Annotated in this window: 24 protein-coding genes and 1 pseudogene; 18 read left to right on the top strand and 7 right to left on the bottom strand. The window is 68.7% G+C overall.

Going from position 1 to position 22069, the window contains the following annotated elements; all coding sequences use genetic code 11:
• Positions 1-55 precede the first annotated feature (55 nt).
• From relB to G6N77_RS09910, 6 genes and pseudogenes are all read left to right on the top strand, one after another.
• The gene (relB, locus tag G6N77_RS09935) at positions 56-274 is read left to right on the top strand and encodes a type II toxin-antitoxin system RelB family antitoxin (protein WP_165181996.1); all 219 of its coding nucleotides are present in this window, start codon (positions 56-58) and stop codon (positions 272-274) included.
• Complete coding sequence (locus G6N77_RS09930) at positions 271-537, top strand: type II toxin-antitoxin system RelE family toxin (RefSeq protein WP_165181995.1); 267 nt, start codon at positions 271-273, stop codon at positions 535-537. Before relB ends, G6N77_RS09930 begins: the two co-directional genes overlap by 4 nt.
• 25 nt (positions 538-562) lie before the next feature.
• Positions 563-970 carry a ribosomal maturation YjgA family protein gene (locus G6N77_RS09925; protein ID WP_165181994.1) on the top strand — a complete coding sequence of 136 codons (408 nt, stop codon included), beginning with the start codon at positions 563-565 and terminating at the stop codon, positions 968-970.
• Positions 971-1019: 49 nt separating this feature from the next.
• Complete coding sequence (locus G6N77_RS09920) at positions 1020-2111, top strand: FAD-dependent oxidoreductase (RefSeq protein ID WP_165181993.1); 1092 nt, start codon at positions 1020-1022, stop codon at positions 2109-2111.
• 88 nt (positions 2112-2199) lie between these two features.
• Positions 2200-3177: an LLM class flavin-dependent oxidoreductase gene (locus tag G6N77_RS09915; RefSeq protein ID WP_165181992.1), complete on the top strand. Its 978-nt coding sequence runs from the start codon at positions 2200-2202 to the stop codon at positions 3175-3177.
• A 118-nt stretch (positions 3178-3295) separates the two neighbouring features.
• A pseudogene (locus tag G6N77_RS09910) lies at positions 3296-3472 on the top strand (VOC family protein); the annotation flags it as partial.
• 30 nt (positions 3473-3502) lie between these two features.
• Here the strand turns inward: G6N77_RS09910 and G6N77_RS09905 are convergent.
• Positions 3503-4963 carry an FUSC family protein gene (locus G6N77_RS09905; RefSeq protein WP_165181990.1) on the bottom strand — a complete coding sequence of 487 codons (1461 nt, stop codon included), beginning with the start codon at positions 4961-4963 and terminating at the stop codon, positions 3503-3505.
• Positions 4964-5036: 73 nt separating this feature from the next.
• Here G6N77_RS09905 and G6N77_RS09900 point away from each other — a divergent pair, with 73 nt between their 5' ends.
• A complete protein-coding gene (locus tag G6N77_RS09900) occupies positions 5037-5540 on the top strand; it encodes a MarR family winged helix-turn-helix transcriptional regulator (protein ID WP_165181989.1) in 504 nt (167 codons plus the stop codon).
• Here G6N77_RS09900 and G6N77_RS09895 read toward each other — a convergent pair.
• Positions 5537-6466 carry an NAD-dependent epimerase/dehydratase family protein gene (locus G6N77_RS09895; protein WP_165181988.1) on the bottom strand — a complete coding sequence of 310 codons (930 nt, stop codon included), beginning with the start codon at positions 6464-6466 and terminating at the stop codon, positions 5537-5539. The two genes, G6N77_RS09900 and G6N77_RS09895, sit on opposite strands and share 4 nt — an antisense overlap.
• A gap of 142 nt (positions 6467-6608) precedes the next feature.
• Here G6N77_RS09895 and G6N77_RS09890 point away from each other — a divergent pair, with 142 nt between their 5' ends.
• A complete protein-coding gene (locus tag G6N77_RS09890; protein ID WP_165181987.1) occupies positions 6609-7352 on the top strand; it encodes a TetR/AcrR family transcriptional regulator in 744 nt (247 codons plus the stop codon).
• Between the two features lie 17 nt (positions 7353-7369).
• Here the strand turns inward: G6N77_RS09890 and thiE are convergent, their stop codons facing one another.
• A complete protein-coding gene (gene thiE, locus G6N77_RS09885; RefSeq protein WP_165181986.1) occupies positions 7370-8044 on the bottom strand; it encodes a thiamine phosphate synthase in 675 nt (224 codons plus the stop codon).
• Positions 8045-8209: 165 nt separating this feature from the next.
• On the opposite strand from thiE, the gene thiO reads away from it, so the two are divergent.
• The 4 genes from thiO to G6N77_RS09865 are packed head-to-tail and all read left to right on the top strand — an operon-like array spanning position 8210 to position 11219.
• Complete coding sequence (gene thiO, locus G6N77_RS09880; RefSeq protein WP_165181985.1) at positions 8210-9457, top strand: glycine oxidase ThiO; 1248 nt, start codon at positions 8210-8212, stop codon at positions 9455-9457.
• Positions 9454-9693, top strand: a complete 240-nt coding sequence (gene thiS / locus G6N77_RS09875; protein ID WP_165181984.1) for a sulfur carrier protein ThiS — start codon at positions 9454-9456, stop codon at positions 9691-9693. The genes thiO and thiS overlap by 4 nt, the downstream gene beginning before the upstream one ends.
• 44 nt (positions 9694-9737) lie before the next feature.
• Complete coding sequence (locus tag G6N77_RS09870; protein WP_165181983.1) at positions 9738-10538, top strand: thiazole synthase; 801 nt, start codon at positions 9738-9740, stop codon at positions 10536-10538.
• A gap of 24 nt (positions 10539-10562) precedes the next feature.
• Positions 10563-11219 carry a 4a-hydroxytetrahydrobiopterin dehydratase gene (locus G6N77_RS09865; protein WP_165181982.1) on the top strand — a complete coding sequence of 219 codons (657 nt, stop codon included), beginning with the start codon at positions 10563-10565 and terminating at the stop codon, positions 11217-11219.
• Between the two features lie 12 nt (positions 11220-11231).
• Here G6N77_RS09865 and G6N77_RS09860 read toward each other — a convergent pair whose 3' ends face one another.
• The 3 genes from G6N77_RS09860 to G6N77_RS09850 are packed head-to-tail and all read right to left on the bottom strand — an operon-like array spanning position 11232 to position 12505.
• On the bottom strand, positions 11232-11537 hold the full coding sequence (locus tag G6N77_RS09860; protein WP_165181981.1) for a hypothetical protein: 306 nt from the start codon (positions 11535-11537) through the stop codon (positions 11232-11234).
• A gap of 42 nt (positions 11538-11579) precedes the next feature.
• Positions 11580-11804: a DUF3107 domain-containing protein gene (locus tag G6N77_RS09855; RefSeq protein WP_165181980.1), complete on the bottom strand. Its 225-nt coding sequence runs from the start codon at positions 11802-11804 to the stop codon at positions 11580-11582.
• Positions 11805-11851: 47 nt separating this feature from the next.
• A complete protein-coding gene (locus G6N77_RS09850; protein WP_165181979.1) occupies positions 11852-12505 on the bottom strand; it encodes a TetR/AcrR family transcriptional regulator in 654 nt (217 codons plus the stop codon).
• Between the two features lie 111 nt (positions 12506-12616).
• Between G6N77_RS09850 and moeB the strand changes: the two genes are divergently transcribed.
• Positions 12617-13822 (top strand): molybdopterin-synthase adenylyltransferase MoeB, encoded by a 1206-nt coding sequence (gene moeB / locus G6N77_RS09845; protein ID WP_165181978.1) that lies wholly within the window; start codon positions 12617-12619, stop codon positions 13820-13822.
• A gap of 34 nt (positions 13823-13856) precedes the next feature.
• Complete coding sequence (locus G6N77_RS09840) at positions 13857-14843, top strand: SDR family NAD(P)-dependent oxidoreductase (protein WP_165181977.1); 987 nt, start codon at positions 13857-13859, stop codon at positions 14841-14843.
• Between the two features lie 1117 nt (positions 14844-15960).
• Here G6N77_RS09840 and G6N77_RS09835 read toward each other — a convergent pair.
• Complete coding sequence (locus G6N77_RS09835) at positions 15961-17286, bottom strand: glutamyl-tRNA reductase (protein WP_165181976.1); 1326 nt, start codon at positions 17284-17286, stop codon at positions 15961-15963.
• Positions 17287-17459: 173 nt separating this feature from the next.
• Here G6N77_RS09835 and hemE point away from each other — a divergent pair, with 173 nt between their 5' ends.
• The 4 genes from hemE to G6N77_RS09815 all read left to right on the top strand — a co-directional run bounded on the left by hemE (position 17460) and on the right by G6N77_RS09815 (position 22069).
• On the top strand, positions 17460-18521 hold the full coding sequence (gene hemE, locus G6N77_RS09830; RefSeq protein WP_165181975.1) for a uroporphyrinogen decarboxylase: 1062 nt from the start codon (positions 17460-17462) through the stop codon (positions 18519-18521).
• 22 nt (positions 18522-18543) lie between these two features.
• Positions 18544-20040 (top strand): protoporphyrinogen/coproporphyrinogen oxidase, encoded by a 1497-nt coding sequence (locus G6N77_RS09825; RefSeq protein WP_165181974.1) that lies wholly within the window; start codon positions 18544-18546, stop codon positions 20038-20040.
• Positions 20041-20114: 74 nt separating this feature from the next.
• On the top strand, positions 20115-20825 hold the full coding sequence (gene hemQ, locus G6N77_RS09820) for a hydrogen peroxide-dependent heme synthase (protein ID WP_165181973.1): 711 nt from the start codon (positions 20115-20117) through the stop codon (positions 20823-20825).
• A complete protein-coding gene (locus G6N77_RS09815) occupies positions 20822-22069 on the top strand; it encodes a ferrochelatase (RefSeq protein WP_165181972.1) in 1248 nt (415 codons plus the stop codon). Before hemQ ends, G6N77_RS09815 begins: the two co-directional genes overlap by 4 nt.

Genomic DNA, 22069 nt, shown 5'->3' with positions numbered 1-22069 from the left:
TGGATTAGGCCGGCCTTCCGCATCTATACTTGTATACATACGGAAGGAGAGCGGCATGTCGCAGCTGAATGTTCGCCTGGACACCGAAACCAAGGCCCGGTTGGAGGCGCTTGCCCGGCGGACCGGCAGGTCGAGGACGTTCTACGCCACCGAAGCGATAGTTCTCTTTTTGGACGAGTATGAGGATTATTTCCTTGCCAAGGACGCCCTCGAGGAATTCACGCAGTCGAACGACGAATCTGTCGACCTTGCGGATGTCGAGTGGCCGGTGTGAGTTATTCGATTCGCCTGACGCCGAAAGCCCAAAAATCCGTCAAGAAGCTGGACCCGGTCGTTGCGCGGAGAATCCGCCGGTTTCTTGAGGAAAGGCTTGCCGTTGCGGATGACCCGCGACAGCTCGGCCGGAAGTTGGTGAGCGAAGAGTTTTGGCGCTACCGGGTTGGCGACTACAGGATATTGGTCACCATCGACGATGAACAGATATTGGTCCTTGTTATCGACATCGCACACCGCCGGGACATCTACTCCGATCTCTGATGACGGCCTTTGTAGACTCGTACCCATGGCCACCGCAAAAGCACCCCTGTCCCGGCGCGCCGCGCTGATTGTTGCCGCCGTCGGCGTTGTCATTCTTGGCCTGGCGCTGCACTACCTCTCCCTGGGCGGGCCGGCCGGCCTGGCCGCCGACGCCCTGTACACCGTGCTGGTCTACCTGGTGCTGGCCGCGATCGCGCCGCGGACCCCGCGGCACTGGCTGGCGCTGGCGGCTTTCGGGTTCAGCGCCGCCGTTGAATTCTCCCAGCTGACGGGCATCCCCGCGCAGCTGGCCGAGAGCTTCCCGCCGTCGCGCCTTGTCTTCGGCACCACCTTTTCCAGCTGGGACCTGGCGGCGTACGCCGTCGGTGCCGTGGCGGTGTGGGCAGCGGACCGGGCCGCGTCCCGGCAGTGGCTTCCCTCACGTTTGGAATAGCCGCCCGGGGCCGCCCGTTCAAGCCATAAAAGGGCAACGGAGGGTGGAAATGCTGGACGTGGTGATCATTGGGGCGGGGCAGGCGGGGCTTTCCGCCGCCTACTACCTGGCCCGGCACGGGCTCGCCGCGGGGCGGGACTTTGTGGTCCTGGACGCCAACCCGGGACCCGGCGGCGCATGGCGCCACCGCTGGCCGTCCCTGACCCTGGGAGCTGCCCACGCCATCCACGACCTCCCCGGCATGAAGCTGGGCCCGGCCGATCCCGCGGAGCCCGCGTCCGCCGTCGTCGAGCGTTACTACGGACGGTACGAGGCGGCCTTTGAGCTGCCCGTCCGGCGGCCGGTCAAGGTCCTGGCCGTCCGGCCGGAGGCCAAGAACGACGGCGGCGTCCCCGCCGACACTTCCGGCCCGCCCCTGGCGGTGGAGACGGACGGCGGCGTGTTCACGGCCAGGCTGGTCATCAACGCCACGGGGACCTGGGACAAGCCGCACTGGCCGCACTATCCGGGAGTGGAATCGTTTGCCGGCCGGCAGCTGCACACCCATGACTTCCGCTCCGTGGCCGAGTTTGCGGGGCAGCGCGTGCTGGTGGTGGGCGCCGGCACCTCGGCAGTGCAGTTCCTGCTCCAGCTGGCGGATGCCGGAGTGGAAACGGCGTGGTCCACGCGCCGCCCGCCGGAATTCACCACCCGCGAATTCAACCCCGACTGGGGGCGTGACGTGGAACGCCGCGTCAATGAGCGCACCGCAGCCGGACTGCCGCCGCTCAGCGTGGTCGGCGTGACGGGACTGCCATTAACACAGCAGTACCAAAACGGCATTGCCGCCGGAACGCTGGTGTCGCGGGGCCCCTTGAGCAGGCTGACGCCCACGGGTGCCGTTTTTTCGGACGGCTCGGTGTTTGAGGCGGATGCAGTTCTCTGGGCCACCGGTTTCCGTGCGGCCCTGGACCACCTGGCGCCGCTCAAATTGCGCGAGCCGGGTGGCGGCATCGTCATGGACGGTGTGAAGGTGGCGCGCGAGCCCCGGCTGCTCCTGGTGGGGTATGGCGCGTCCGCATCAACCCTGGGCGCCACCCGCGCGGGGCGGGCGGCCGCCCTGGCCGCCATCGAGCGGCTGAGCGTTCCGGCTGTCGTTTGAGGATGCGGCGCCCCGGCGTCGGCCCGGCGGAAATATCCCGGCCCGTTCCGGGGTTGGCGCTAAAGAGACCACCTGAAAGGCACCACCCATGACGCTTCCCCTTTCCATCCTTGACCTTGCCCACATTGGCGAGTCCGGCATTGCGGAGAGTTTCCGGGCCTCCGTGGAACTGGCACAAAAGGCCGAAGGGTGGGGGTATAAGCGGATCTGGTTTGCCGAGCACCACAACATGCCCTCGATCGCCTCCTCGGCCACCAGCGTGTTGATCGCCCACGTTGCTGCGAATACGTCCACCATCAGGCTCGGCGCCGGCGGGATCATGCTGCCCAACCACTCGCCGCTGCAGATTGCGGAGCAGTTCGGCACGCTGGAGACCCTGCACCCGGGAGGCATTGACCTGGGGCTGGGACGGGCGCCGGGCAGCGACCAAAATACCATGCGGGCGCTGCGCCGGGACCCGTCCGCCGCAGACACCTTTCCCTCCGACGTGCAGGAACTGCAGGCCTACTTTGACGGCCAGACCCGCATTTCCGGAGTGAATGCCTACCCGGGCAAGGACACCCACGTGCCACTGTACATCCTGGGCTCATCCCTCTTTGGGGCACGGCTGGCGGCGGCCCTGGGGCTGCCGTATTCCTTCGCCTCGCACTTTGCCCCGCAGGCCCTCGAAGACGCGGTGCGCATTTACCGCCGCGATTTCCAGCCTTCGGCGGCCATGGCGGAGCCTTACGTCATTGCCGGCGTCAACGCGATTGTGGCCGACACGCAGGAAGCCGCCGACTCCCTGTTCCTGACGGCCAAGCGCCGCCGGGTGGCCTCGATGGTGGGCCGCGGCCAGACGTTCACCGAGGCGGAGATGGACCTGCTGCTCGATTCCCCGGCCGGCCAACAGGTGTTGAACATGATGCGCTACTCCGCCGTCGGGACCCCCGACGCCGCCCGCGCCTACCTGGAGGACTTCGCCGCCAAGGCTGACGCCGACGAGCTCATCGTGGCCACACAGGTCACCGACCGCACGGCCTGGATCCGCAGCTTTGAACTGCTGGCACAGGCCATGCACCTCTGAGACCCTTCTTTTGGCCCCCACGCTGCGGCCGAACAGGCACATAACGTGGATGTTTGCAGCAAACATCCACGTTATGTGCCCGTTGGGCCGGAAGTGGGGGAGGGGCTTTCACGCGGGCTGGCCGGGGCAGGAATCACTGCGGCAGATGAACCTGGACGTGGTGGTGGACGATCTGGACGCCGGTGGGTCCGCGGTGATTCAACTGGGCGCCACGAAAGCGGCACACCAGCCCGGCGCCACGGTCCGCATCTTTTTGGACCCGGCCGGGCACCCCTTCTGCCTCTGCCCGTCCTGAACGCCCTGCTTGTCCTGAACTGGCGTGGAGTCAGCCTTCGGGCGCAACATGCGCCCTGTCCGTGCGCGAAATGCTCACGGCCGCGACCAGCACGCCAGCCACCACCCCCGCCAGCGTGTCTGCCACGCGGCTGAACGCGGCCTCAGGGCCCAGGTGCGAGCCGAGCCCCGTCATGAGCAACGCCATCGGCGTGACCGCAATGGTCGTCAGCGTGTAATTCTTGAGTACCAGCAGCTCAGCCAGCACCTGGAACGCCACCACCAGCGCCACGGACGGCCAGAACCCCAGCGGCACCGACAGCAGCGCCACGGCCAGGGCCGCGCCGGCCACATTTCCCAGCAGGCGCTGGATGCTGCGCTGGACGGTGGTGCTGTAGTCCAGCCCCTGCAGGGCAGCCACGGCGCCCATCGACGCCCACAGCGGGTGCCCCAGCCCAAGCCCGACGGCGGCCCAGCCGGCCAGTGCTGACGCCGCGGCCATCCGCACGGCCCAGCCGGCGCTGGCCCACGAACCCAGGCCCGCACGGGCCGCGGCTAGAAAGCCCTCAGGGGCGGGCCGTGCGGCTCCAGCTCCCGCCGCCGGCGCCCCCACCGCCGGCCCTCCGGCAGTGGTGCCGGGGGTGGGCGCTGTGCGCCACGTCCTGCGCAGGGCCGATTCGTGCCGGGCCAGGCGCCCTAGAGCGGCCGCGCGGGCCTCTCCGGCCAGCGACAGGGCCGCCTCGGCCTCGTCCAGCAACCCGTGCAGCGAGGCAGCCTCACGCTGCAGCCTGACGGCGCGCAGCTCGCCGGATCGTTGGCGGCCGGCGCTGAGTGCCACCGACTCCCGGGCCCGGCGCAAAGGGGAGGCCGCATCGCCAAGCCGGGTGCCGGCGTCGTCAGTCCCCAGCTGAACCACGGCGGCGATGGCCCGCGCCACGGCCAGCCGGGCCGGGCCCATCGGCTCCACGAGGACGGGGGCCATGGCCACGATCCAGCCGGCTCCGGCGCCGAGGGCGACGGCCGCCAGAACGCGCGGAACGGCGTCCGCGGTGTGCGCGTAACCGGAGCCCGCTGAGGCCGCAAAGACCAGGATGACGGCGCCCGGTCCCGTGACGCCGAAGGCCCCGAACACATGCGCAGCCAGGCCCGCGAGAACGGAAAACACGGCAATCTGGTACCAGGGCGGCACGCCGGCGGCGCCCATGAGCGAGCCCGCGCCCGCGGCAAGAAGGAGGCAGCCGGCGACCAGGACCAGAATGCGCCCCAGCCTCGGATACGGCTGGTAGCGGCCAAAGGCGGACACGAGTGCGCCCAGGGAGGCGATGCCAGCGAGTTGCCCCTGCCCCAGCAGTCCGCCCGAGACGAGGACCAGCGACGCCGCAATGCCTACTTTGATGGCTGGTGCGAAGATGGCGTCTGCCGGGCGCATGGCGAAGGACCTTCGCCAAGCGCCCGGCGATACGGCATGGGCCAGGGCGGCGTGGGAGTCGCGGACACGAGTCAGGGTGGGCATGCTTTCATGTTAGCAAGTAATTTACTAGTAAAATAGATGTGAAGTGTGTGAGGATCCTCTCTAGGATGGGGGAATGGACTTCGAATCGACGGGCGACTTTGTGGACCGCGCCCGGGCCGGCTGGGAAAAGGCGCGACCGGGCCTGGATGTCTCCAGCATTGAAGTGATGGGACGCATTTCCCGGATCGGCGCGCTGGCCTCCCAGCGGGTGGAGCGCGACCTCGCGGCGGCGGCGGTGTCGCGCGCGGAATTTGACGTGCTCTGCACGCTGGCGCGCAGCGACCGGCCCCTGCGGGCCAGCGAGGTCACCGCGGCCACCATGCTGAGCGGCGCTTCCACCACCAAGAACGTTGACCGCCTGGCGCGCCGCGGGTTGGTGGAGCGGCTGCCCTGGGAGCGCGACGGCCGCGTGGTCCTCATGCGCCTAACGCCCTTGGGAACGGAGCTCGTCAACCGCGAGTTTCCGCACTTTCTGGACCGCGAGAGGGAGCTGCTTGCCGGGCTGGCTGCGGGGGAGAAGGCGCAGCTGGCGGCCCTGCTGCGCAAGATTGCCGCACGGGCCGAGCCTGCCAGCTAGGCTTGCCCGCGCCACCACTCCACGGTCTCCTTCGCCGCGGTTTCCAGCGGAGTGGGTGCCAGCCCTAGCAATTCCTGGCTGGCGGCGGAGTCCATGATGAACGGCCGCTGGAACTGGTACAGCGTCTCCGCCAGGTCCCGCACGTCGCTGGAGAACATCCCCGAGGCACGCAGCACCCAGGCCGGGACGGCACCCACCTTCGGCGCCGGCAGCCCCGCGGCGGAGGTGAATGCGGCGGCGAGGGCGCGCTGCGTCAGGGCCGGGTTGGTGGGGGCGTGGAGCACGGAATTCCACAGGCCGGGCATGGCGGCTGCCCTGATCATGGCCGCGGCGAGGTCCGGGACGTAGGTAAACGAGTGCGGCACATCCGCCCGGGCGACCACGGACACTCGCCGTCCCCGAAGCAGCTGCGGGACCATGCGCTCGCCCGCATGGGCGTTGCGGACTTGCGGGCCGAAGAAGTCCGAGGCCACCACGCTGACCGTGGGCGTGGGGGAGGCCGCCCGGGCTGCCAGCAAGAGGGTCCGTACGCCGCGCTTTCCGCCTTCGGCCAGGCGCGGGCTGTCCTCCGCCATGACGGCGCTGGGCTGGCTGTAGGAATAGAGGCTCTCCGGGAAAACGACGACGGCGCCACCCTCGCCCGCCGCCGCCAGCACCACGTGCTCGGCCGCCGGGAGCTCGCGCCGCCATGTTTCGGCGTTGTATTTGGAACCATGAACGCAATGGAAAATGGCGTCGGCGCCGGCCAGTGACGCCCGGAGTGCCCCCGGGTGGCTGACGTCCACGCGCAGCCTTTCAATGCCCGGATGCTCCGGACCCGAACCGGAACGGGTCAGGACCCTGACGTGCTGGCCGGCTTCGGCGAGTTGAGTGGCAACGGTCCAGCCGACGGGCCCGGCGCCGGTGACGACCTTGACGGCGTCCATGGTGGTCTCGATTCTGTGGAGCGGAATTTGTGAATTAGAGAGCGGTGCTCTCTAAAATTAAGTGTCAAACAGGGGACCGCCAATGTCAAGAGCACTGCTCACTAAAGTTGACGACGCTCTCACAATGGTTCAAAATCAGGGCATGGCACAAACACCGCGGGAGCGCGCACGGCTCCAGACCATGGATGAGATCTTGTTGATCGGCCGCCGCCACCTGGCCGTCCACGGAGCGGCGGGACTGTCGCTGCGGGCCGTGGCCCGCGACCTTGGCGTGGTCTCCTCCGCCGTCTACCGCTACGTCAAGAGCCGTGACGAGTTGCTGACCCTGCTGCTGGTGGATGCCTACAATTCACTGGGAGACGCCGTGGATGCGGCCGTGGACAAGGTTCCCGAGGCCGATTATTCGGGGCGGTTCCGGGCGTTGGGACGGGCCGTCCGAACATGGGCCCTGGCTGAACAGGCCCGCTACGGACTTCTTTTTGGCTCACCCGTGCCAGGTTATGACGCCCCCGCGGACCAGACAACGGGACCGGGCACCCGCGTCATCGCCAAGCTGGTGGGCATCCTGGAGGGCGCCTACACTGCGGGCATCAGGGCTGGCGGACCGCCCGCGGGTCCAGCCGAAGAACATGCCGGCACAGAGGCGGAATCCGTTCCCGGCCACCTTCTCGCTGCGGACTTCGAGGCCATCCGCAGCGAATGGGGCATCACGGCGGATGACAACGCCCTGGCCCGCGGAGTCCTGGCCTGGGCGGCGATTTTTGGCGCCGTCAGCTTCGAGGTGTTTGGCCAATACGGGAAGTCAACCTTCCACGACCCGGCAGCCCTCTTCGACGTGCAGCTGGACGTCCTGGCGCGGATGGCGGGGATCGCGGGGCTCGTCTAGGGCAACGGCCGCGGACGCTACCCCAGCGCAGGCAAGCGGGACAGCAGTTCCTGGGCGGCCGCCGTCGGATCTTCAGCGTCGGTGACCGCCCTGACCACCACAATCCGGGAGGCGCCGGCCTCCACCACGGCGTCAACGTTTGAAAGGTCCACCCCGCCGATGGCAAACCACGGCTTGGACGTGCGCAGGGAGGCGGCGTGCTTCACCAGGTCAAGGCCGACGGCGGCCCGGCCAGGCTTGGTGGGCGTGGCCCACAGCGGCCCCACGCAGAAGTAGTCGGCGAAGTGGCTGGACGCGGCGGCGGAGGCCTGGAGGCGGTCGTGGCTGGAGAGACCCACGGACACCGACGGGCCCACCAGGGACCGGGCGGCTGGCAGCGGCAGGTCCTTTTGCCCCACATGGAACACGGGGGCGCCGGACAGGGATGCAATGTCGGCACGGTCGTTGACCGCCCACAGCTTGCCGAATTCCTCCGCAACAGAGCGCAACACAGCCAGCAACTCCAGTTCCTCGGCGGCCTCCAGGAACTTGTCCCGCAGCTGGATGATGTCCACGCCGCCGGCGTACGCCGCCCGGACAAACTCGGCAAAGTCCCCGCGGTCCCGGCGGGCGTCAGTGCAGACATACAGCCTGGCGCCGGCCACAGTGGGCGAGTCCCGGGCCGGCTCGGCGAGGGCGGAGAAAAGGGGCATGGCGTCATGTGTGAGCGAAGGGGTGTGCATATCTCCTAGACTAGTTCAGTACCGCGGGAGCCAGGAAAGCTGGCTGAGAGGGCGCCGACTGCGCCGACCGACAGGCGCCCGCAAGGGCGTGGAACCTGATCCGGATCATGCCGGCGTAGGGAAGGAGACCCAAAAATGGCGCGCACAGTGCCGGAGACCATCACCACCGACGTGGCCGTTGTGGGCGGGGGCATCGTGGGCCTGGGCATCGCCTGGGAAGCCCAGCGGGCCGGCGATGCGGTCACCGTCATCGACCCCTCGCCGGCCACGGGAGCCACCTTTGCCGCGGCCGGCATGCTGGCACCGGTCAGCGAACTCCATTACCAGGAGGAGGGCTTGCTGGCGCTTACGCTTGCCTCCGCGGCCCGCTGGCCGGAGTTTGTGGCGCCGCTGGTGGCCGCCGGGCACGCTGACACCGGATTCCGCACGACGCCGACGCTTGTGTTGGGTGCCGATGCTGCGGACCGAGCCGCGCTGGCTGACTTGCGTGAAGTCCAGCTGGCGCACGGGCTGGACGTTGAACAGCTGTCCATCCGTGAAGCACGGGCCCAGGAACCGCTGGTGGGCCCTCACATTTCCTGCGCCTTCCGGATACCCCAGGACCACCAGGTTGATCCGCGCGGCGTGGCAACGGCCATCCGCGTGCAGCTCAATGTGGTGGCGGCCGAGCGCGGCCGGCTCCGCGAGGAGCAAACCTCCATCCGGCGCAACGCCGTCGAGCTGTTGCATGAGGACCCGGCGGACACCCGCTCCAGGGTGACGGGCGTGCTGCTGGAGGACGGCCGGGAGGTCCATGCCCGGGAGGTGGTGGTGGCCAACGGACTGGCCGCCCCCACGCTGCAGGGCCTGCCGGACGGGCTGGTGCTGCCTCTGCGCCCCGTGTACGGCGACATCCTGCGCCTGCGCGTCCCCGAACACCTGCGCCCGCTCACCACGGCCACCATCCGCGGCCTGGTCCGCGGACTGCCCGTGTACCTGGTGCCGCGCAATGACAACACCGTGGTGCTCGGGGCCACCATGCGAGAGGACGGATCGGCCGGCGTCAGCGCCGGGGGAGTCCACCAGCTGCTGCGAGACGCCCAGGTGCTGGTGCCCGCCGTGGCCGAACTGGAACTCATGGAAACCACGGCCCGCGCCCGCCCCGGCACCCCGGACAACGCACCTCTGCTGGGCCGTGTTCCGGGCCCTCACGGCAGGGACATCCCGGGGCTCATCATCGCCACGGGATTCTTCCGGCACGGCGTCCTTCTGACGGCCATTGCCGCCCACATCACCCGCCAGCTGCTGGGCGGAGTCACGGACCTGGCCTGGGAGCAGTTCCGCCCGGACAGGTTCTCGCCCGCATTGCAGTCAACTCACACCGAACCTGAGGAGACACCATGAGCACCATCCAACTCAACGGCGCGGCCCGTCCGCTGGCCGAAGGAACCACCGTGGCGCACCTGGTCACGGCTGTCACCGGCCGGGCCATCCTGGCCAGCGGCCAGCCTGCCGACGGCGGCCGGCTGGGCGTGGCCGTGGCCCGCAACCAGGACATTGTGCCCCGCAGCCAATGGGCCGGCACCACGCTGGAACCCGGCGACGACGTCGAGGTCGTCACGGCCGTCCAGGGCGGCTAAGCCAGCGCCGCCCGCGCACCAAACCTTGAGGAAAGTGAAGCACCATGACTGAAACCCTGACAGCAACGGACCCGTTCATCGTGGCTGGAGTCCCGCTGGGCTCCCGCCTGATCATGGGCACGGGCGGCGCGCCCAGCCTTGACGGGCTTGGCGCCGCGCTGGTGGCCTCCGGCACCGAACTGACCACCGTGGCCATGCGGCGCTACGCCCCGGGCAGCGGCGGCAGCGGCGGCACGAACCTTTTTGAGCTGCTGGTCGAGAACAACATCCGCGTGCTGCCCAACACCGCCGGCTGCTTCACGGCCCGCGAGGCGGTCATGACGGCCGAACTGGCGCGTGAGGCGCTGGAGACGGACTGGGTGAAACTGGAAGTCATCGCCGATGAGCACACCCTACTGCCGGACGCCGTCGAACTGGTCGAGGCCACCGAACAGCTGGTGAACCGCGGCTTCAAGGTCTTTGCCTACACCAACGACGACCCGGTGGTGGCCCTGCGGCTGGAACAGCTGGGCGCTGCCGCCGTCATGCCGCTGGGCGCCCCCATCGGCACGGGGCTGGGCATCCTGAACCCGCACAATATCGAATTAATTGTCTCCCGCGCCTCCGTCCCCGTGGTGCTTGACGCCGGCATCGGGACCGCCTCCGACGCCGCACTGGCCATGGAACTGGGCTGTGATGCCGTGCTCCTGGCCACGGCCGTGACCCGGGCGCAGGACCCCGTGCGCATGGCCGAGGCCTTCAAACACGCCGTGATCGGTGGCAGACTGGCATCACGGGCCGGGCGCATTCCCAAGCGGGCCCACGCCTTGGCGTCCTCCGCCATGGAGGGCCGCCCGGACCTTTAGACCGGAATCTTGAAGGAGCCTGCCGTGGCCGCGAACGATGCTTTGACCCGCCCCGAGATCGACGCCGAGCTGGCCTCCCTGCCTGACTGGACCCTGGGCCTTGGTGCCTTGCGCACGGCACTGAAGTGCCCGACGTCGGCCGCGGCACTGGAGCTGTTTGCCGCGATCGGGGCGCTGGCGCAGGAAGCCAACCACCACCCCGACGTCGACTGGCGCTACGACACCTTGTTTGTGGCCCTGACCTCCCATGACGCCGGCTCCAAGGTGACCGCCCGGGACGTGGCCCTTGCGCGGGCAATTTCCGCTGCGGCGTCAGAGGCCGGCGCGGCGGCCCGTCCGGAGTTGCTGCACACAGTGGAAATTGCCATTGACACGGATGATGCGGACGCAATTTCAGAGACGTGGCGCGCCGCGTTGGGCTACCGCAAGGCGGAGGACGGTGCGCTGGTGGACCCGTTTGGCCGCGGACCGTCCGTGTGGTTTCAGCAGACGGCCACGCCCAATGTCAACCGCTTCCACCTGGATGTGACCGTGCCGTACGCGCAGAGCCCGGGGGTGCTGTCCGCCGTCGAAGCCGCAGGGGCTTCGCTGGACCACGGGGCTGCGCCGCGCTTCGTCATTGCCACGGATGCGCAGGGGAACCGGCTGTGCGTGTGCACGGAGGCGGGCCGCGGCGCCTAACCCTGGCGGGAATTAGTGCATCGCCAGGATTTCGTTGGTCCGCGCAACGGCCTTCGCGTGCCGGGTGCGCCCCACGTAGCCGGCCACGGCCCACGCCACGGCCCCGCCCACCACCATCGACAGGATCCAGGGGATCCAGGCCGTGGCGGGGGAGGTGTCGAGGCGCAATGCCATGGTGGCCATCCAGACCAGCTCGGCGGCAACCACGGCGGCGCCGGCCGGCAGCAGTGCCCCAAAAGTGGTCCGGTGCTTGTCAACGCCCCAGGCTATGGCACCAAAGGCACCGGCCGTCAACGCAATGATGACCAAGGCAACCATGAGTGGTCCTCTTTCCTGGAAGGAGTATGAAGCCTAAAAGGCCTACAGTGCGCCGAAACCAACCCGGCGGGCCTCTTCGGCGCCCAGTTCAACATAGCCCAGGGCGTTGCCCGGAACAATGACGATGCGGCCCTTCTCATCCTTGAGGCGCAGTTCGGAGCCCTTGGCCAGGGCTTCCGAGACCAGTGCGGCAATGTCTTCTGCCGACTGCTCCGAATCGAGGACAATTTCGCGGGCGATGTTTTGGATGCCGATCTTGATTTCCACAGGTGTCTCCTCGGTGCAAACGTGCAAAATGAAAGTACAAGCAAACTCTATGCCGACGGGAGCTGCGGTTCCTTGGGGAAGCGGCTAATTCCGCGCCAAGCTAAACGGTAGACCAGCTCGCTGGCCACTTCGATGTCCAGGTCGCCGTTGGCTTCGAGCCAGTAGCGGGCGCTGACCTGCGCCATTCCGGCCAGTGCACGGCCCAGCAGCGTGGCTTCAAGGTGGGCCAGCTTGGTGTCCTCGGCAATGACCCCGGCAATGGCGTCGGCGTAGTCCGAATTGAACTTTTCCAGCCGTGCGGCCACATCGGGGTCGTTGACCAGGTCCGATTCAAACACCAGCCGGAAAGCCTGGTCGTCCTTGGCCATGAAATGAAAATACGCCTTCATGGTGGCCTGCACGCGCAGCTTGTTGTCCGAGGTGGAGTTCAGTGCGGCAAGCAGCATGGTGGTCAGGGATGCCAGATGGCTGTCCAGGAGGGCCAGGTAGAGCTCGCGCTTGCTCGGGAAGTGCTGGTACAGCACGGGCTTGCTGACCTTGGCGGCCTCGGCAATTTCATCCATGGCGGCGCCGTGGTAGCCGTTGTGGACGAAAACTTCCAGGGCCGATGCCAACAGCTGCGCCCGGCGCTCGTCACGCGGCAGTCTGGGGAGCGGGGCACGGCGGGTGTTGTGCTCTCCGGGGGAGGCGTCCAAAGTCATCGCGAGAGCCTTTCACTCAATTCCTCCCCATATGACCTTGCGGGAAGGATCCCTGCCATTCTACCTGTGGGTAACAATCCTTTCCGACCAGGCCGGACTATCGTATTAAGCATGGTTTCCCTGATCCAACAGCTCACCCCCACCCGTGCGGCCTCGCTGCCCCCGCTGGTGGAGCCCGGCCCTGCACTGAGCAGGGAGGAAATGGAGCGGTATTCCCGCCACGCCCTCATTCCTGAGATCGGCCTGGAGGGCCAGCAGCGACTGCGGAACGCCCGGGTGCTGGTCATCGGCGCCGGCGGGCTTGGCTCGCCCGCCTTGCTGTACCTGGCCGCCGCCGGGGTGGGCACCCTGGGCGTCATTGACGACGACACCGTGGAACTGAGCAACCTGCAGCGCCAGGTGATCCACGGCGTCTCAGACATTGGCCGCACCAAGCTGGAATCCGCCCGCGACGCCATCCTTGAACTGAACCCTGGCGTGAACGTGGTGCTGCACCCCGTCAGGCTGGATTCCTCCAACGCCCTGGAGCTCTTCAGCAGCTACGACGTCATCCTGGACGGCGCGGACAATTTCTCCACCCGCTACCTTGTCAACGACGCCGCGGCACTGCTGGGCAAGCCCTATGTGTGGGGCTCCATCCTGCGCTTCGACGGACAGGTCAGCGTGTTTTGGGAGAAGCACGGCCCCAACTACCGCGACCTCTACCCCGAGCCCCCGGCGCCCGGCACTGTCCCCTCCTGCGCCGAAGGCGGCGTGTTCGGGATGCTGTGCGCGTCCATCGGCGCCATGATGGTGACCGAGGCCGTCAAGCTCATCACCGGCATCGGCCAGACACTCCTGGGCCGCCTCCTCATCTTTGACGCCCTGACCGCCCGCTGGCGTGAAATCCGCATCGCCAAGGACCCCGCGGCCGCCCCCATCACGGAATTGATTGACTACGACTTCTTCTGCGGGCTCCTGCCCCAGGGCGAGGAAGAGGACCGCAACGAGCTCATCTCCGCGGACCGGCTCGCCGCCCGCCTGGCCAAGAGGGAACGGGGGGAGGACTCCTTCGTGCTGGTGGACGTCCGCGAGCCCGTGGAATTTGCCATCGCCCGCATTCCCGGTTCCGTGCTGGTGCCGGTGGGCGGGATCAAGGACGGCACCGCACTGAAGGACATCCCCCGGGATGTGCCGCTGGTTTTGCACTGCAAGTCCGGGGGGCGCTCAGCGCAGGCCCTGGCGAGCCTGAAGGCCGCCGGATATGCCGACGTCGTGCATCTTGACGGCGGGATCGACGCGTGGTTGGCTGGCGACAAAAGCCGCGCAAGCGAATAGTTTGGCAGAAGCCACCCGCCACAAGGGGAGTCCCATGATCCACCGTTTGCACGAAGACACCCCGCAGCAGCCCATCGGCTCCGGCTGGGGCCACGACACCGAGGCCGCCGAAGTGCTCGACGGCGTGGACCTGGCCGGGTGCGACGCCATTGTCACGGGAGGCTATTCGGGCCTGGGGCTGGAGACAGTGCGCGCACTTGCCGACGCCGGGGCCCGCGTGGTGGTGCCCGCCCGCCGCCCCGCCCATGCCCGCACCGTGCTGGCCGAGGCAGGACTGGGCTCCGTGGAGGTTCGGGCCATGGACCTAGGCGACCAGCAAAGCGTGAAGGCCTTTGCCCGCGGCTATGTTGATTCCGGCCGGAGCCTGGACATCCTGGTCAACAACGCGGCCATCATGGCATGCCCGGAAACCCGGGTGGGGCCCGGCTGGGAGGCACAGTTTGCCACGAACCACCTGGGCCACTTCACGCTCACCAACGGCTTGTGGCCTGCCCTGGCCGACGGCGGCGCACGGGTGGTGTCGCTGTCCTCCACAGGCCACAAGCGCTCCGGCATCCACTTTGACGACCCGCAGTTCACGCACGGCTACGACAAATGGGAGGCCTACGGCCAGGCCAAGACGGCCAACAGCCTTTTTGCCGTGGAGTTGGACAGGCTTGGACGGGACCACGGGGTCAGGGCGTTTGCTGTGAACCCGGGAGGCATCATGACCGGGCTGCAGCGCCACCTGGCCCGTGAGGAGATGGTGGCCGCCGGCTGGATGGATGAATCCGGCACCCTCCGCCAGGGGTTTAAGACGCCCAAGCAAGGCGCGGCAACGTCTGTGTGGGCCGCCACCTCGGCCGAGCTGGACGGCAAGGGCGGGGTGTACTGCGAGGACTGCGACATTGCCCGTCCCACAGACCCGGAATCGCCCCTTGCACGTTTTGTCGGGGTGGACGCGCACGCCGTGGACAGTGAATCCGCGCGAAAGCTGTGGGAGCTTTCAGCGAAACTGACCCGGGTCAACGCCCTGGGCTGACGGGGTGCCGAGGGCCGCCATTTGCGCACTCTCGGGTGATCCGGGGCCCGGATCGAGCCGTCCGGCGTTCGCTGGCGCCGCGAGTCAGCAGGGATGGCGACTTACGGCCGGGCTAAGTCGCCATCGCTGCTGACTGGGCGTGTGGTCGGCGCCGCGCATCGGTGATTCGGCCGTCGACGACTGTCGTGGACAGCCACATCTGTATTTTCTCGGGGTCCGCCCGGGCTGCGGGCGCACCATTGTCGATTCGATGGTGCAGCTCCTGCGTGCTGGTGGTGGTGCAGGGAATTGAAAGTGCAGCTCCTGCGGGTTGGTGGTAGTCGCGGGATTCGGTGGTGCAGCTCCTGCGGGTCGTGTACCGAAGTGGTCGCAGGTGCTGCACCACCGATTGTCGTGGGCCGTGCCGCGGCCGCCCGCGGTTCGAGTCAGCAGGGATGGCGACTTACGGCCGGGCTAAGTCGCCATCGCTGCTGACTGGGCGTGTGGTCGGAGCCGCGCATGGGCGATTCGGCCGTCGACGACTGCCGCGGCCAGCCGCATCTGAATTTTCGGAGTCCGCCCGGGCGGCGGGCACGCCACTGTCGATTCGAAAGTGCAGCTCCTGCGGGTTGGTGCCCGTCCCGGGATTCCATGGTGCAGCTCCTGCGGGTTGTGCACCGAAATGGTCGCAGGTGCTGCACCGTCGATTGTCGTGGACCGTCCCGCGGCCGCCCGCGGTTCGAGTCAGCAGGGATGGTTACTTACGGCCGGGCTATGTCGCCATCGCTGCTGACTGGGCGTGTGGTCGGCGCCGCGCATCGGTGATTCAACCGTCGACGACTGTCGTGGACAGCCACATCTGTATTTTCGGGGTCCGCCCGGGCTGCGGGCGCACCATGGTCGATTCGAATGTGCAGTTCCTGCGGGTTGGTGGTGGCGCCGGGAATCGATGGTGCAGCTCCTGCGGGTCGTGTACCGAAGTGGTCGCAGGAGCTGCACCACCGATCGTCGTGGAAGCCAACGCTGTACTCGCTGCTCGACAAGCCGGGCGGTCTCAACCACCGGGTCTCGACGCGCTCGCAGGGCTCGCTGCTCGACCACCGGCGCTTGCTTCTCGACCACTGCAAGCGAGGCTGCGTCAGGCGCTGGCCGACTCGCCGCCGTCGTGCGTCATGGCGAGCTTTTCCTCCGCGGCAGCCTGGAGTCCGGCCGGCTCGACCTTCAAGCCATAGAGCGCGTCCAGCGCCGACAGGTAGCTTTCGGCGTCCCCTGCCGCCGCCAGCTCCTTCGCCCGCACCGTGGGCACATGGAGGAGCTGCTTGACCATGCGTCGCATGGCGAACTCCACCTCGGCCGTGGCCGCGGTGCAGCCGTGCTGCTGGCGGATCTTGGCAATTTCGTCATCCAGCACGGCCATGGTGTGGCGGCGCAGGGCCACGATGGCGTGGTCCAGGGACCGTGCATTTTGGGCCTGCTCGAAGCTTTCCGCGGCGCTGGCCACCAGGGCGGCGGCCTCGGACAGGGTTTCCTGTTGCTCCGCCGGGGCGGCCTGGCGGACGGTCTCCAGGGTCAGCAGGTCAACGCCCGGCAGGTCCGCCACGTCGGGGGCAAAATCGTGGGAGAGAGCCAGGTCTATCGCGGTCAGCTGGGCCGATCCGCCGGGGCGCAACCCGGCCAGGTCCGCAGCCGCGAGCTGCTGCTCGGAGCCGCTGCAGCCCACCAGCAGGTGCGCCTCGGCCAGCGCGCCCGGCAAGGTCTCCTCGCTCAGCGCCGTGCCGCCGCGTGAGGCGGTGAACGTTTCCGCCCGGCCGGAGATGGAATATACGCGAATGTCAGTGCAGCCCCGCTGGGCCAGCTGGGCCATGGCAGCCCCTGCGTAGGCACCGGTGCCAAAGAGGACCGCAGTCTTGCCGGCCAGCGAGCGGACGTCCTGGAGGTCGGCCGCCAGTTCCAGGGCCACCGAGACAATGGACATGCCGCGGCGACCCAACGCCGTCTGGGCGCCGACTTCCTTCGCGGTCTTCGAGGCGGCCTGGAACAGGCGGACCAGGGCGGGCGTGCTCACCCCGGCGTCCTGGGCCGTGCTGAGGGCCCGGCGCACTTGGCCGGCAATTTCACGCTCTCCCACGACGGCGGAATCCAGGCCGGTGCTCACGGCGAACAGGTGGCGCGGAACGGCGGGGCCCTCCTGGGTGGCGAGCGCTTCGGCAACCTGGTGTTCGGCCAGCCCGGAGTGGGCGCTGACGGCGGCCACGATGCTCTGGCGGGCGTCCTCAACCTCCTCGGCGCTGCGGGCCTGCGCATACAGTTCGTAGCGGTTGCAAGTGGCGAGCGTGACCAGCCCGGCCACGGCATTGTTTCCCGACACCACCTCAGCACTGACCGCCGCAGCACCTGCGCTGAGGCGGGCAACGGTTTCCAAGTCAATGTTGGAGTGCGAGGCTACGAGAGAGAAAAGGACCACAATTCCAATATCGTAGACCCTTTACATGTGAGTTTATGGACAGGATGACCTAATTTGTCACCAAAGGGCTGTGATGCTCCTTACCCGGCTGCGGCCGTTCCGCCCCTGAATGCGGCCCCGGGCGGACAAGTTGTGCACAAACGCCTCCCGGTTTCCCTCTGTATGGTGGTGCCATGACACTGAGCCCAAACCATCCGCTCATGGACGGCCGCACCTCCGATTCGCCCCTGATCACCGCCTACCGCGGCGGCACGCCGAGCCGGCGCCCCGTCTGGTTCATGCGCCAGGCCGGCCGCTCACTGCCCGAATACCGCGAGCTGCGCGTGGGCACCACCATGCTGGAATCATGCCTCAAGCCCGAAATGGCCTCGGAGATCACCCTGCAGCCCGTGCGCCGCCATGACACCGACGCCGCCATTTTCTTCTCCGACATAGTCATCCCGCTCAAGCTGGCCGGCGTGGGCGTGGACATTGTCCCCGGCGTGGGCCCCGTTTTGGACCACCCGGTGCGCACGGCCGCCGACGTGGCCGCCCTGCCGGAACTGACGGACGAATCCCTGGACCCCATCCGCGAGGCCGTGGCCCTGACCGTGGCCGAACTGGGCAGCACCCCGCTCATCGGCTTTGCCGGCGCACCTTTCACCGTTGCCGCGTACATGGTGGAGGGCCGCCCCACCCGCGACCACCTGGGCCCGCGCACCATGATGCACGCCGACCCCGACGTCTGGAAGGGGCTCATGGACTGGGCTGCCGACGCCTCCGGCAAGTTCCTGCGTGCCCAGATCGAGGCCGGTGCCAGCGCGGGCCAGCTCTTCGACTCCTGGGCGGGGTCGCTGGGCCTGGCCGACTACACCAAACATGTGGCCCCGGCGTCGTCCCGGGCACTGGACCATGTCCGCGGGACGGGCGTGCCGCTGATCCACTTCGGCACCGGCACCTCCGAGCTGCTCGGGGCCATGCACGACGTCGGCGTGGACGTCATGGGCGTGGACTACCGGCTGCCGCTGGACGAGGCCAACCGCCGGCTGGGCGGCACCGTGCCGCTGCAGGGCAACATCGACCCGGCCCTGCTCAGCGCCCCGTGGCCGGTGCTGGAGGCCCATGTCCGCGAGGTGGTGGCGGCAGGTTCCGCAGCGCCCGGCCACGTGGTGAACCTGGGCCACGGCGTGCCGCCCGAGACGGACCCGGCCGTGCTGACCCGCGTGGTTGAACTGATTCACTCGATCGAGCCGTAACACGAGCCCGCAAGGAGGCCCCATGCCCGAACACCAGCACACCCCGGCGCTGCATAGCACCGCGCCCCGCCGAGCTGCCGTGGTGGGCGGGGGGATCTCAGGACTCCTGGCGGCCCTGGACCTGCAGGCGGCCGGCTGGCAGGTGGGCGTATACGACGCCGCAGCCTCCTGGGGCGGGTGCGTGGGGGTCCACGAGGTGGCCGGGGTGGAGCTGGACAGCGGGGCTGAATCGTTCGCCACGCGCAGCACAGCCGTGGCCGAGCTGGCCGAAGAGCTGGGGCTGGCCGGGAAGATCGTCACCCCGGACCCCGCCGGCGCCTGGGTGTGGCTGCCGGACGGCCCGGTGCCTCTGCCCCGCACCGGCATCCTGGGCATCCCGTCGGACCTGCATGCACCCGAGGTGCGGGCGGCCCTGGGCGCCTCCGGGATCCTGCGGGCCACCCTTGACGCCAAAATGTCCGCCAGCGTGGGCACCACCGAGGCCGTCTTGAGCGTGGCGGAGCTGGTCCGGGCCCGCATGGGCCGTCGCGTGCTGGAACGCCTGGTGGCGCCCGTGGTGGGCGGCGTGCACTCCGCCGATCCGGAAGTCCTGGACGTGGACATGGTGGCGCCGGGCCTGCGCGCCGGCATCCGCGAGCACGGCTCACTGGCAGCCGCCGTCGCAGCCCTGCGGGCCTCCGGTTCCAAGCCCGGCTCCGCCGTGGGCGGGCTCGACGGCGGCATGCACACCCTGGTGGCCGCCCTGGTGGAAAGGCTCCGGGCCAACGGTGTAGCGCTGCATTCCGGCCACGCCGTGACACGCATCAGCCGGCCTGCCAAGTCCAGGCACGACGCCGGCGCCCCCGTCCCCTGGACCGTGGACTGGGAGGCGGGCCGGGACAGCGGCTCAGAGTCCGTGGACGTGCTGGTGGTGGCCACCGACGGCCCCACGGCCGTCAAGCTGCTCGCCGCCGAGGTGCCGGAACTGCTGCCCTTTGCCCCCGCCCCGGGGCCGGACATCCGCCTGGTCACGCTGGTGGTGGACGTGCCGGAGCTGGACTCCAAGCCCCGCGGCACGGGCATCCTCGTGGCGCCGCAGGTGGAGGGCATCTCCGCCAAGGCGCTGACCCACGCAACGGCCAAATGGGACTGGCTGGCCGATTCCACCGGGCCCGGCACCCACGTGCTGCGGCTCTCCTACGGGCGGTCCGGGGTGGCGGCGGCCGATGCCGTCCGCCTGACCGCGCGGCCCGTGGACGGTGCGGCGCTGACCGCCACGGCGCTCGCAGACGCCAGCACCTTGCTGGGCGTGCCCATCACCGACGCCGACGTCCTGGGCTCCGACATTGTCCGCTGGAGGGGCGCACTGCCGTTTGCCGCCGTCGGGCATCAGGGCCGGGTGGCGCAGATCCATGCGCTGGCGCAGCAGCAGCCAGGGCTGGTGCTGGCGGGCGGCTGGATGTCCGGGAACGGGCTGGCCGCCGTGGTGGCCGGCACGCGCCGGCAGGTCCGGGCCCTGGTGGACGCCGCCACGGAGTGACGTTCGCCACTTTCTACGTCATGTAGAGAAGCTGGGTTTCCTGTTTGCGTCCCCCAGGGTGCACACTGGAACCCATGAGCCACACTTCTGCCGAATCTGTCACCAAAACTTCCGAGCCCGACGCTGCGCAGGCCACGCCGTACACCTTGTGGACCGTGTTCAAGCGCACCGGCACCTACACCGGCGGCGAAGGCGCCGCAGCGGCCTTCGAGGAGCTGGCCTCCACTTTCGCGGCCCGGAACATCACCCTGCGCGGAGCCTACGATGTCTCCGCCATGCGCAGCGACGCCGACATCATGGTGTGGCTGGTGGGCGCCCAGCCCGAAGCCCTGCAAAAGGCCGTGCGCGACATCCGCCGCACGGAACTGTTCTCCGCCACCGAAATCGCCTGGTCCGCCATGGGCGTGCACCGTGAAGCCGAGTTCGCCAAGAGCCACGCCCCCGCGTACATGGGCACCAAGGAGCCCAAGGGCTGGGTGTGCGTGTACCCGTTCGTGCGTTCCTATGACTGGTACATCCTGCCCGCCGAGGACCGCAGCCGGATGCTCCGCGACCACGGCGTCCTGGGCCGCGACTTCCCGCAAGTCCTCTCCAACACGGTGGCCGCGTTTGCGCTGGGGGACTGGGAGTGGCTGCTGGGCCTGGAATCCGACGAGCTGACCGACCTGGTGGACATGATGCGCCACCTGCGCAGCACCGACGCCCGCCTGCACGTGCGCGACGAGATCCCCTTCTACACCGGGCGCCGGATCAGCGCAGCCGAGGTTGCAGAGGTCCTCCGATGACCGCAGCCCCCCACGCCGGGCTGGACGCGGCGCTGCTGCGTGCGGCCCCCGCCGAGTACGACGCGATCCTGCTGGCCTCCTTTGGCGGGCCCGAGGGCCAGGATGACGTAATCCCGTTCCTGCGCAACGTCACGCGCGGGCGCGGCATCCCGGACGAGCGCCTCGAAGAGGTCAGCCACCACTACCGCGCCAACGGCGGCATCAGCCCCATCAACGCCCAGAACCGCGCCCTGAAGGCTGCCCTGGAAGCCGAGCTGGCCGCCCGCTCCATCAAGCTGCCGGTGCTGTGGGGCAACCGCAACTGGGACCCATACATTCCCGCTGTGCTGCAGGAAGCATACGACGCCGGACACCGCCGCCTCCTGATGGTCACCACCAGCGCCTACTCCTGCTATTCCTCCGACCGGCAGTACCGCGAGGACATCGGCATGGCGCTGGCCTCCACCGGCCTGGACGGCAAGCTGGCAGTTGACAAGGTGCGCCAGTACTTTGACCACCCCGGCTTCGTCAGGCCGTTCCTTGAGGGCACCGCCGTCTCGCTGGCGAAGGTCCGTGCCGAACTGGCCGCCGCCGGCACGCCCGAGGCGCCGGTCCACGTGCTGTTCTCCACCCACTCCATCCCCACCCGGGACGCCGAGGCCGCCGGCCGCTCCGACGACGAACCGCGCACCTTTGAGGGCGGTTCCGCCTACGTGGCCCAGCACCTGGCCGTGGCACGGACCGTGATGGCCGCCGTCGAGCCTGCTGCCGTTGAGGGCGCCGACTGGTCCCTGGTGTACCAGTCCCGCTCCGGCGCCCCGCACGTGCCGTGGCTGGAACCGGACATCAACGACGCAATCGCGGACCTGGCGGCTGCCGGCACCAAGGGCATCGTGGTGGTGCCGCTGGGCTTTGTCAGCGACCACATGGAAGTTGTCTGGGACCTGGACACGGAGGCCGCGGAAACGTGCGCTGAACTGGGCCTGGCCTTTGACCGCGCACCGACCCCCGGCACGCACCCGCTGTTTGTCTCCGGCCTGGTGGACCTGGTCTGCGAACGTACCGTGGCGAACCACATCGCCGACCGCCCCGCCATGACGGACCTGGGCCCCTGGTACGACATTGCCCCGGCCGGGGACTCCCGCAACTTCCGCGGTGAGAAGCCCGCCATCGCCGAACACGGCAGCACCGTGGGCCTGGCACCCGGAGTGGCTGCACTATCCGAGGGTGCGCTGGCCCGGGGCGGCTCCGCCACGCATGTCTGA

The organism is Arthrobacter silviterrae, assembly GCF_011045165.1.
GTDB lineage: Bacteria > Actinomycetota > Actinomycetes > Actinomycetales > Micrococcaceae > Specibacter > Specibacter silviterrae.
The sequence above is the reverse complement of the archived record's forward strand: the minus strand, read 5'-3'. Positions and strand labels throughout refer to the sequence as shown.

What these genes read in the sequence shown, in the direction of transcription:
- relB (WP_165181996.1), top strand. Translation starts at nt 56, where the DNA reads ATGTCGCAGCTGAATGTTCGCCTGGACACCGAAACCAAGGCCCGGTTG.
- G6N77_RS09925 (WP_165181994.1), top strand. Translation starts at nt 563, where the DNA reads ATGGCCACCGCAAAAGCACCCCTGTCCCGGCGCGCCGCGCTGATTGTT.
- G6N77_RS09920 (WP_165181993.1), top strand. Translation starts at nt 1,020, where the DNA reads ATGCTGGACGTGGTGATCATTGGGGCGGGGCAGGCGGGGCTTTCCGCC.
- G6N77_RS09915 (WP_165181992.1), top strand. Translation starts at nt 2,200, where the DNA reads ATGACGCTTCCCCTTTCCATCCTTGACCTTGCCCACATTGGCGAGTCC.
- G6N77_RS09905 (WP_165181990.1), bottom strand. Translation starts at nt 4,963, where the DNA reads ATGCCCACCCTGACTCGTGTCCGCGACTCCCACGCCGCCCTGGCCCAT.
- G6N77_RS09900 (WP_165181989.1), top strand. Translation starts at nt 5,037, where the DNA reads ATGGACTTCGAATCGACGGGCGACTTTGTGGACCGCGCCCGGGCCGGC.
- G6N77_RS09895 (WP_165181988.1), bottom strand. Translation starts at nt 6,466, where the DNA reads ATGGACGCCGTCAAGGTCGTCACCGGCGCCGGGCCCGTCGGCTGGACC.
- G6N77_RS09890 (WP_165181987.1), top strand. Translation starts at nt 6,609, where the DNA reads ATGGCACAAACACCGCGGGAGCGCGCACGGCTCCAGACCATGGATGAG.
- thiE (WP_165181986.1), bottom strand. Translation starts at nt 8,044, where the DNA reads ATGCCCCTTTTCTCCGCCCTCGCCGAGCCGGCCCGGGACTCGCCCACT.
- thiO (WP_165181985.1), top strand. Translation starts at nt 8,210, where the DNA reads ATGGCGCGCACAGTGCCGGAGACCATCACCACCGACGTGGCCGTTGTG.
- thiS (WP_165181984.1), top strand. Translation starts at nt 9,454, where the DNA reads ATGAGCACCATCCAACTCAACGGCGCGGCCCGTCCGCTGGCCGAAGGA.
- G6N77_RS09870 (WP_165181983.1), top strand. Translation starts at nt 9,738, where the DNA reads ATGACTGAAACCCTGACAGCAACGGACCCGTTCATCGTGGCTGGAGTC.
- G6N77_RS09860 (WP_165181981.1), bottom strand. Translation starts at nt 11,537, where the DNA reads ATGGTTGCCTTGGTCATCATTGCGTTGACGGCCGGTGCCTTTGGTGCC.
- G6N77_RS09850 (WP_165181979.1), bottom strand. Translation starts at nt 12,505, where the DNA reads ATGACTTTGGACGCCTCCCCCGGAGAGCACAACACCCGCCGTGCCCCG.
- moeB (WP_165181978.1), top strand. Translation starts at nt 12,617, where the DNA reads ATGGTTTCCCTGATCCAACAGCTCACCCCCACCCGTGCGGCCTCGCTG.
- G6N77_RS09840 (WP_165181977.1), top strand. Translation starts at nt 13,857, where the DNA reads ATGATCCACCGTTTGCACGAAGACACCCCGCAGCAGCCCATCGGCTCC.
- hemE (WP_165181975.1), top strand. Translation starts at nt 17,460, where the DNA reads ATGACACTGAGCCCAAACCATCCGCTCATGGACGGCCGCACCTCCGAT.
- G6N77_RS09825 (WP_165181974.1), top strand. Translation starts at nt 18,544, where the DNA reads ATGCCCGAACACCAGCACACCCCGGCGCTGCATAGCACCGCGCCCCGC.
- hemQ (WP_165181973.1), top strand. Translation starts at nt 20,115, where the DNA reads ATGAGCCACACTTCTGCCGAATCTGTCACCAAAACTTCCGAGCCCGAC.
- G6N77_RS09815 (WP_165181972.1), top strand. Translation starts at nt 20,822, where the DNA reads ATGACCGCAGCCCCCCACGCCGGGCTGGACGCGGCGCTGCTGCGTGCG.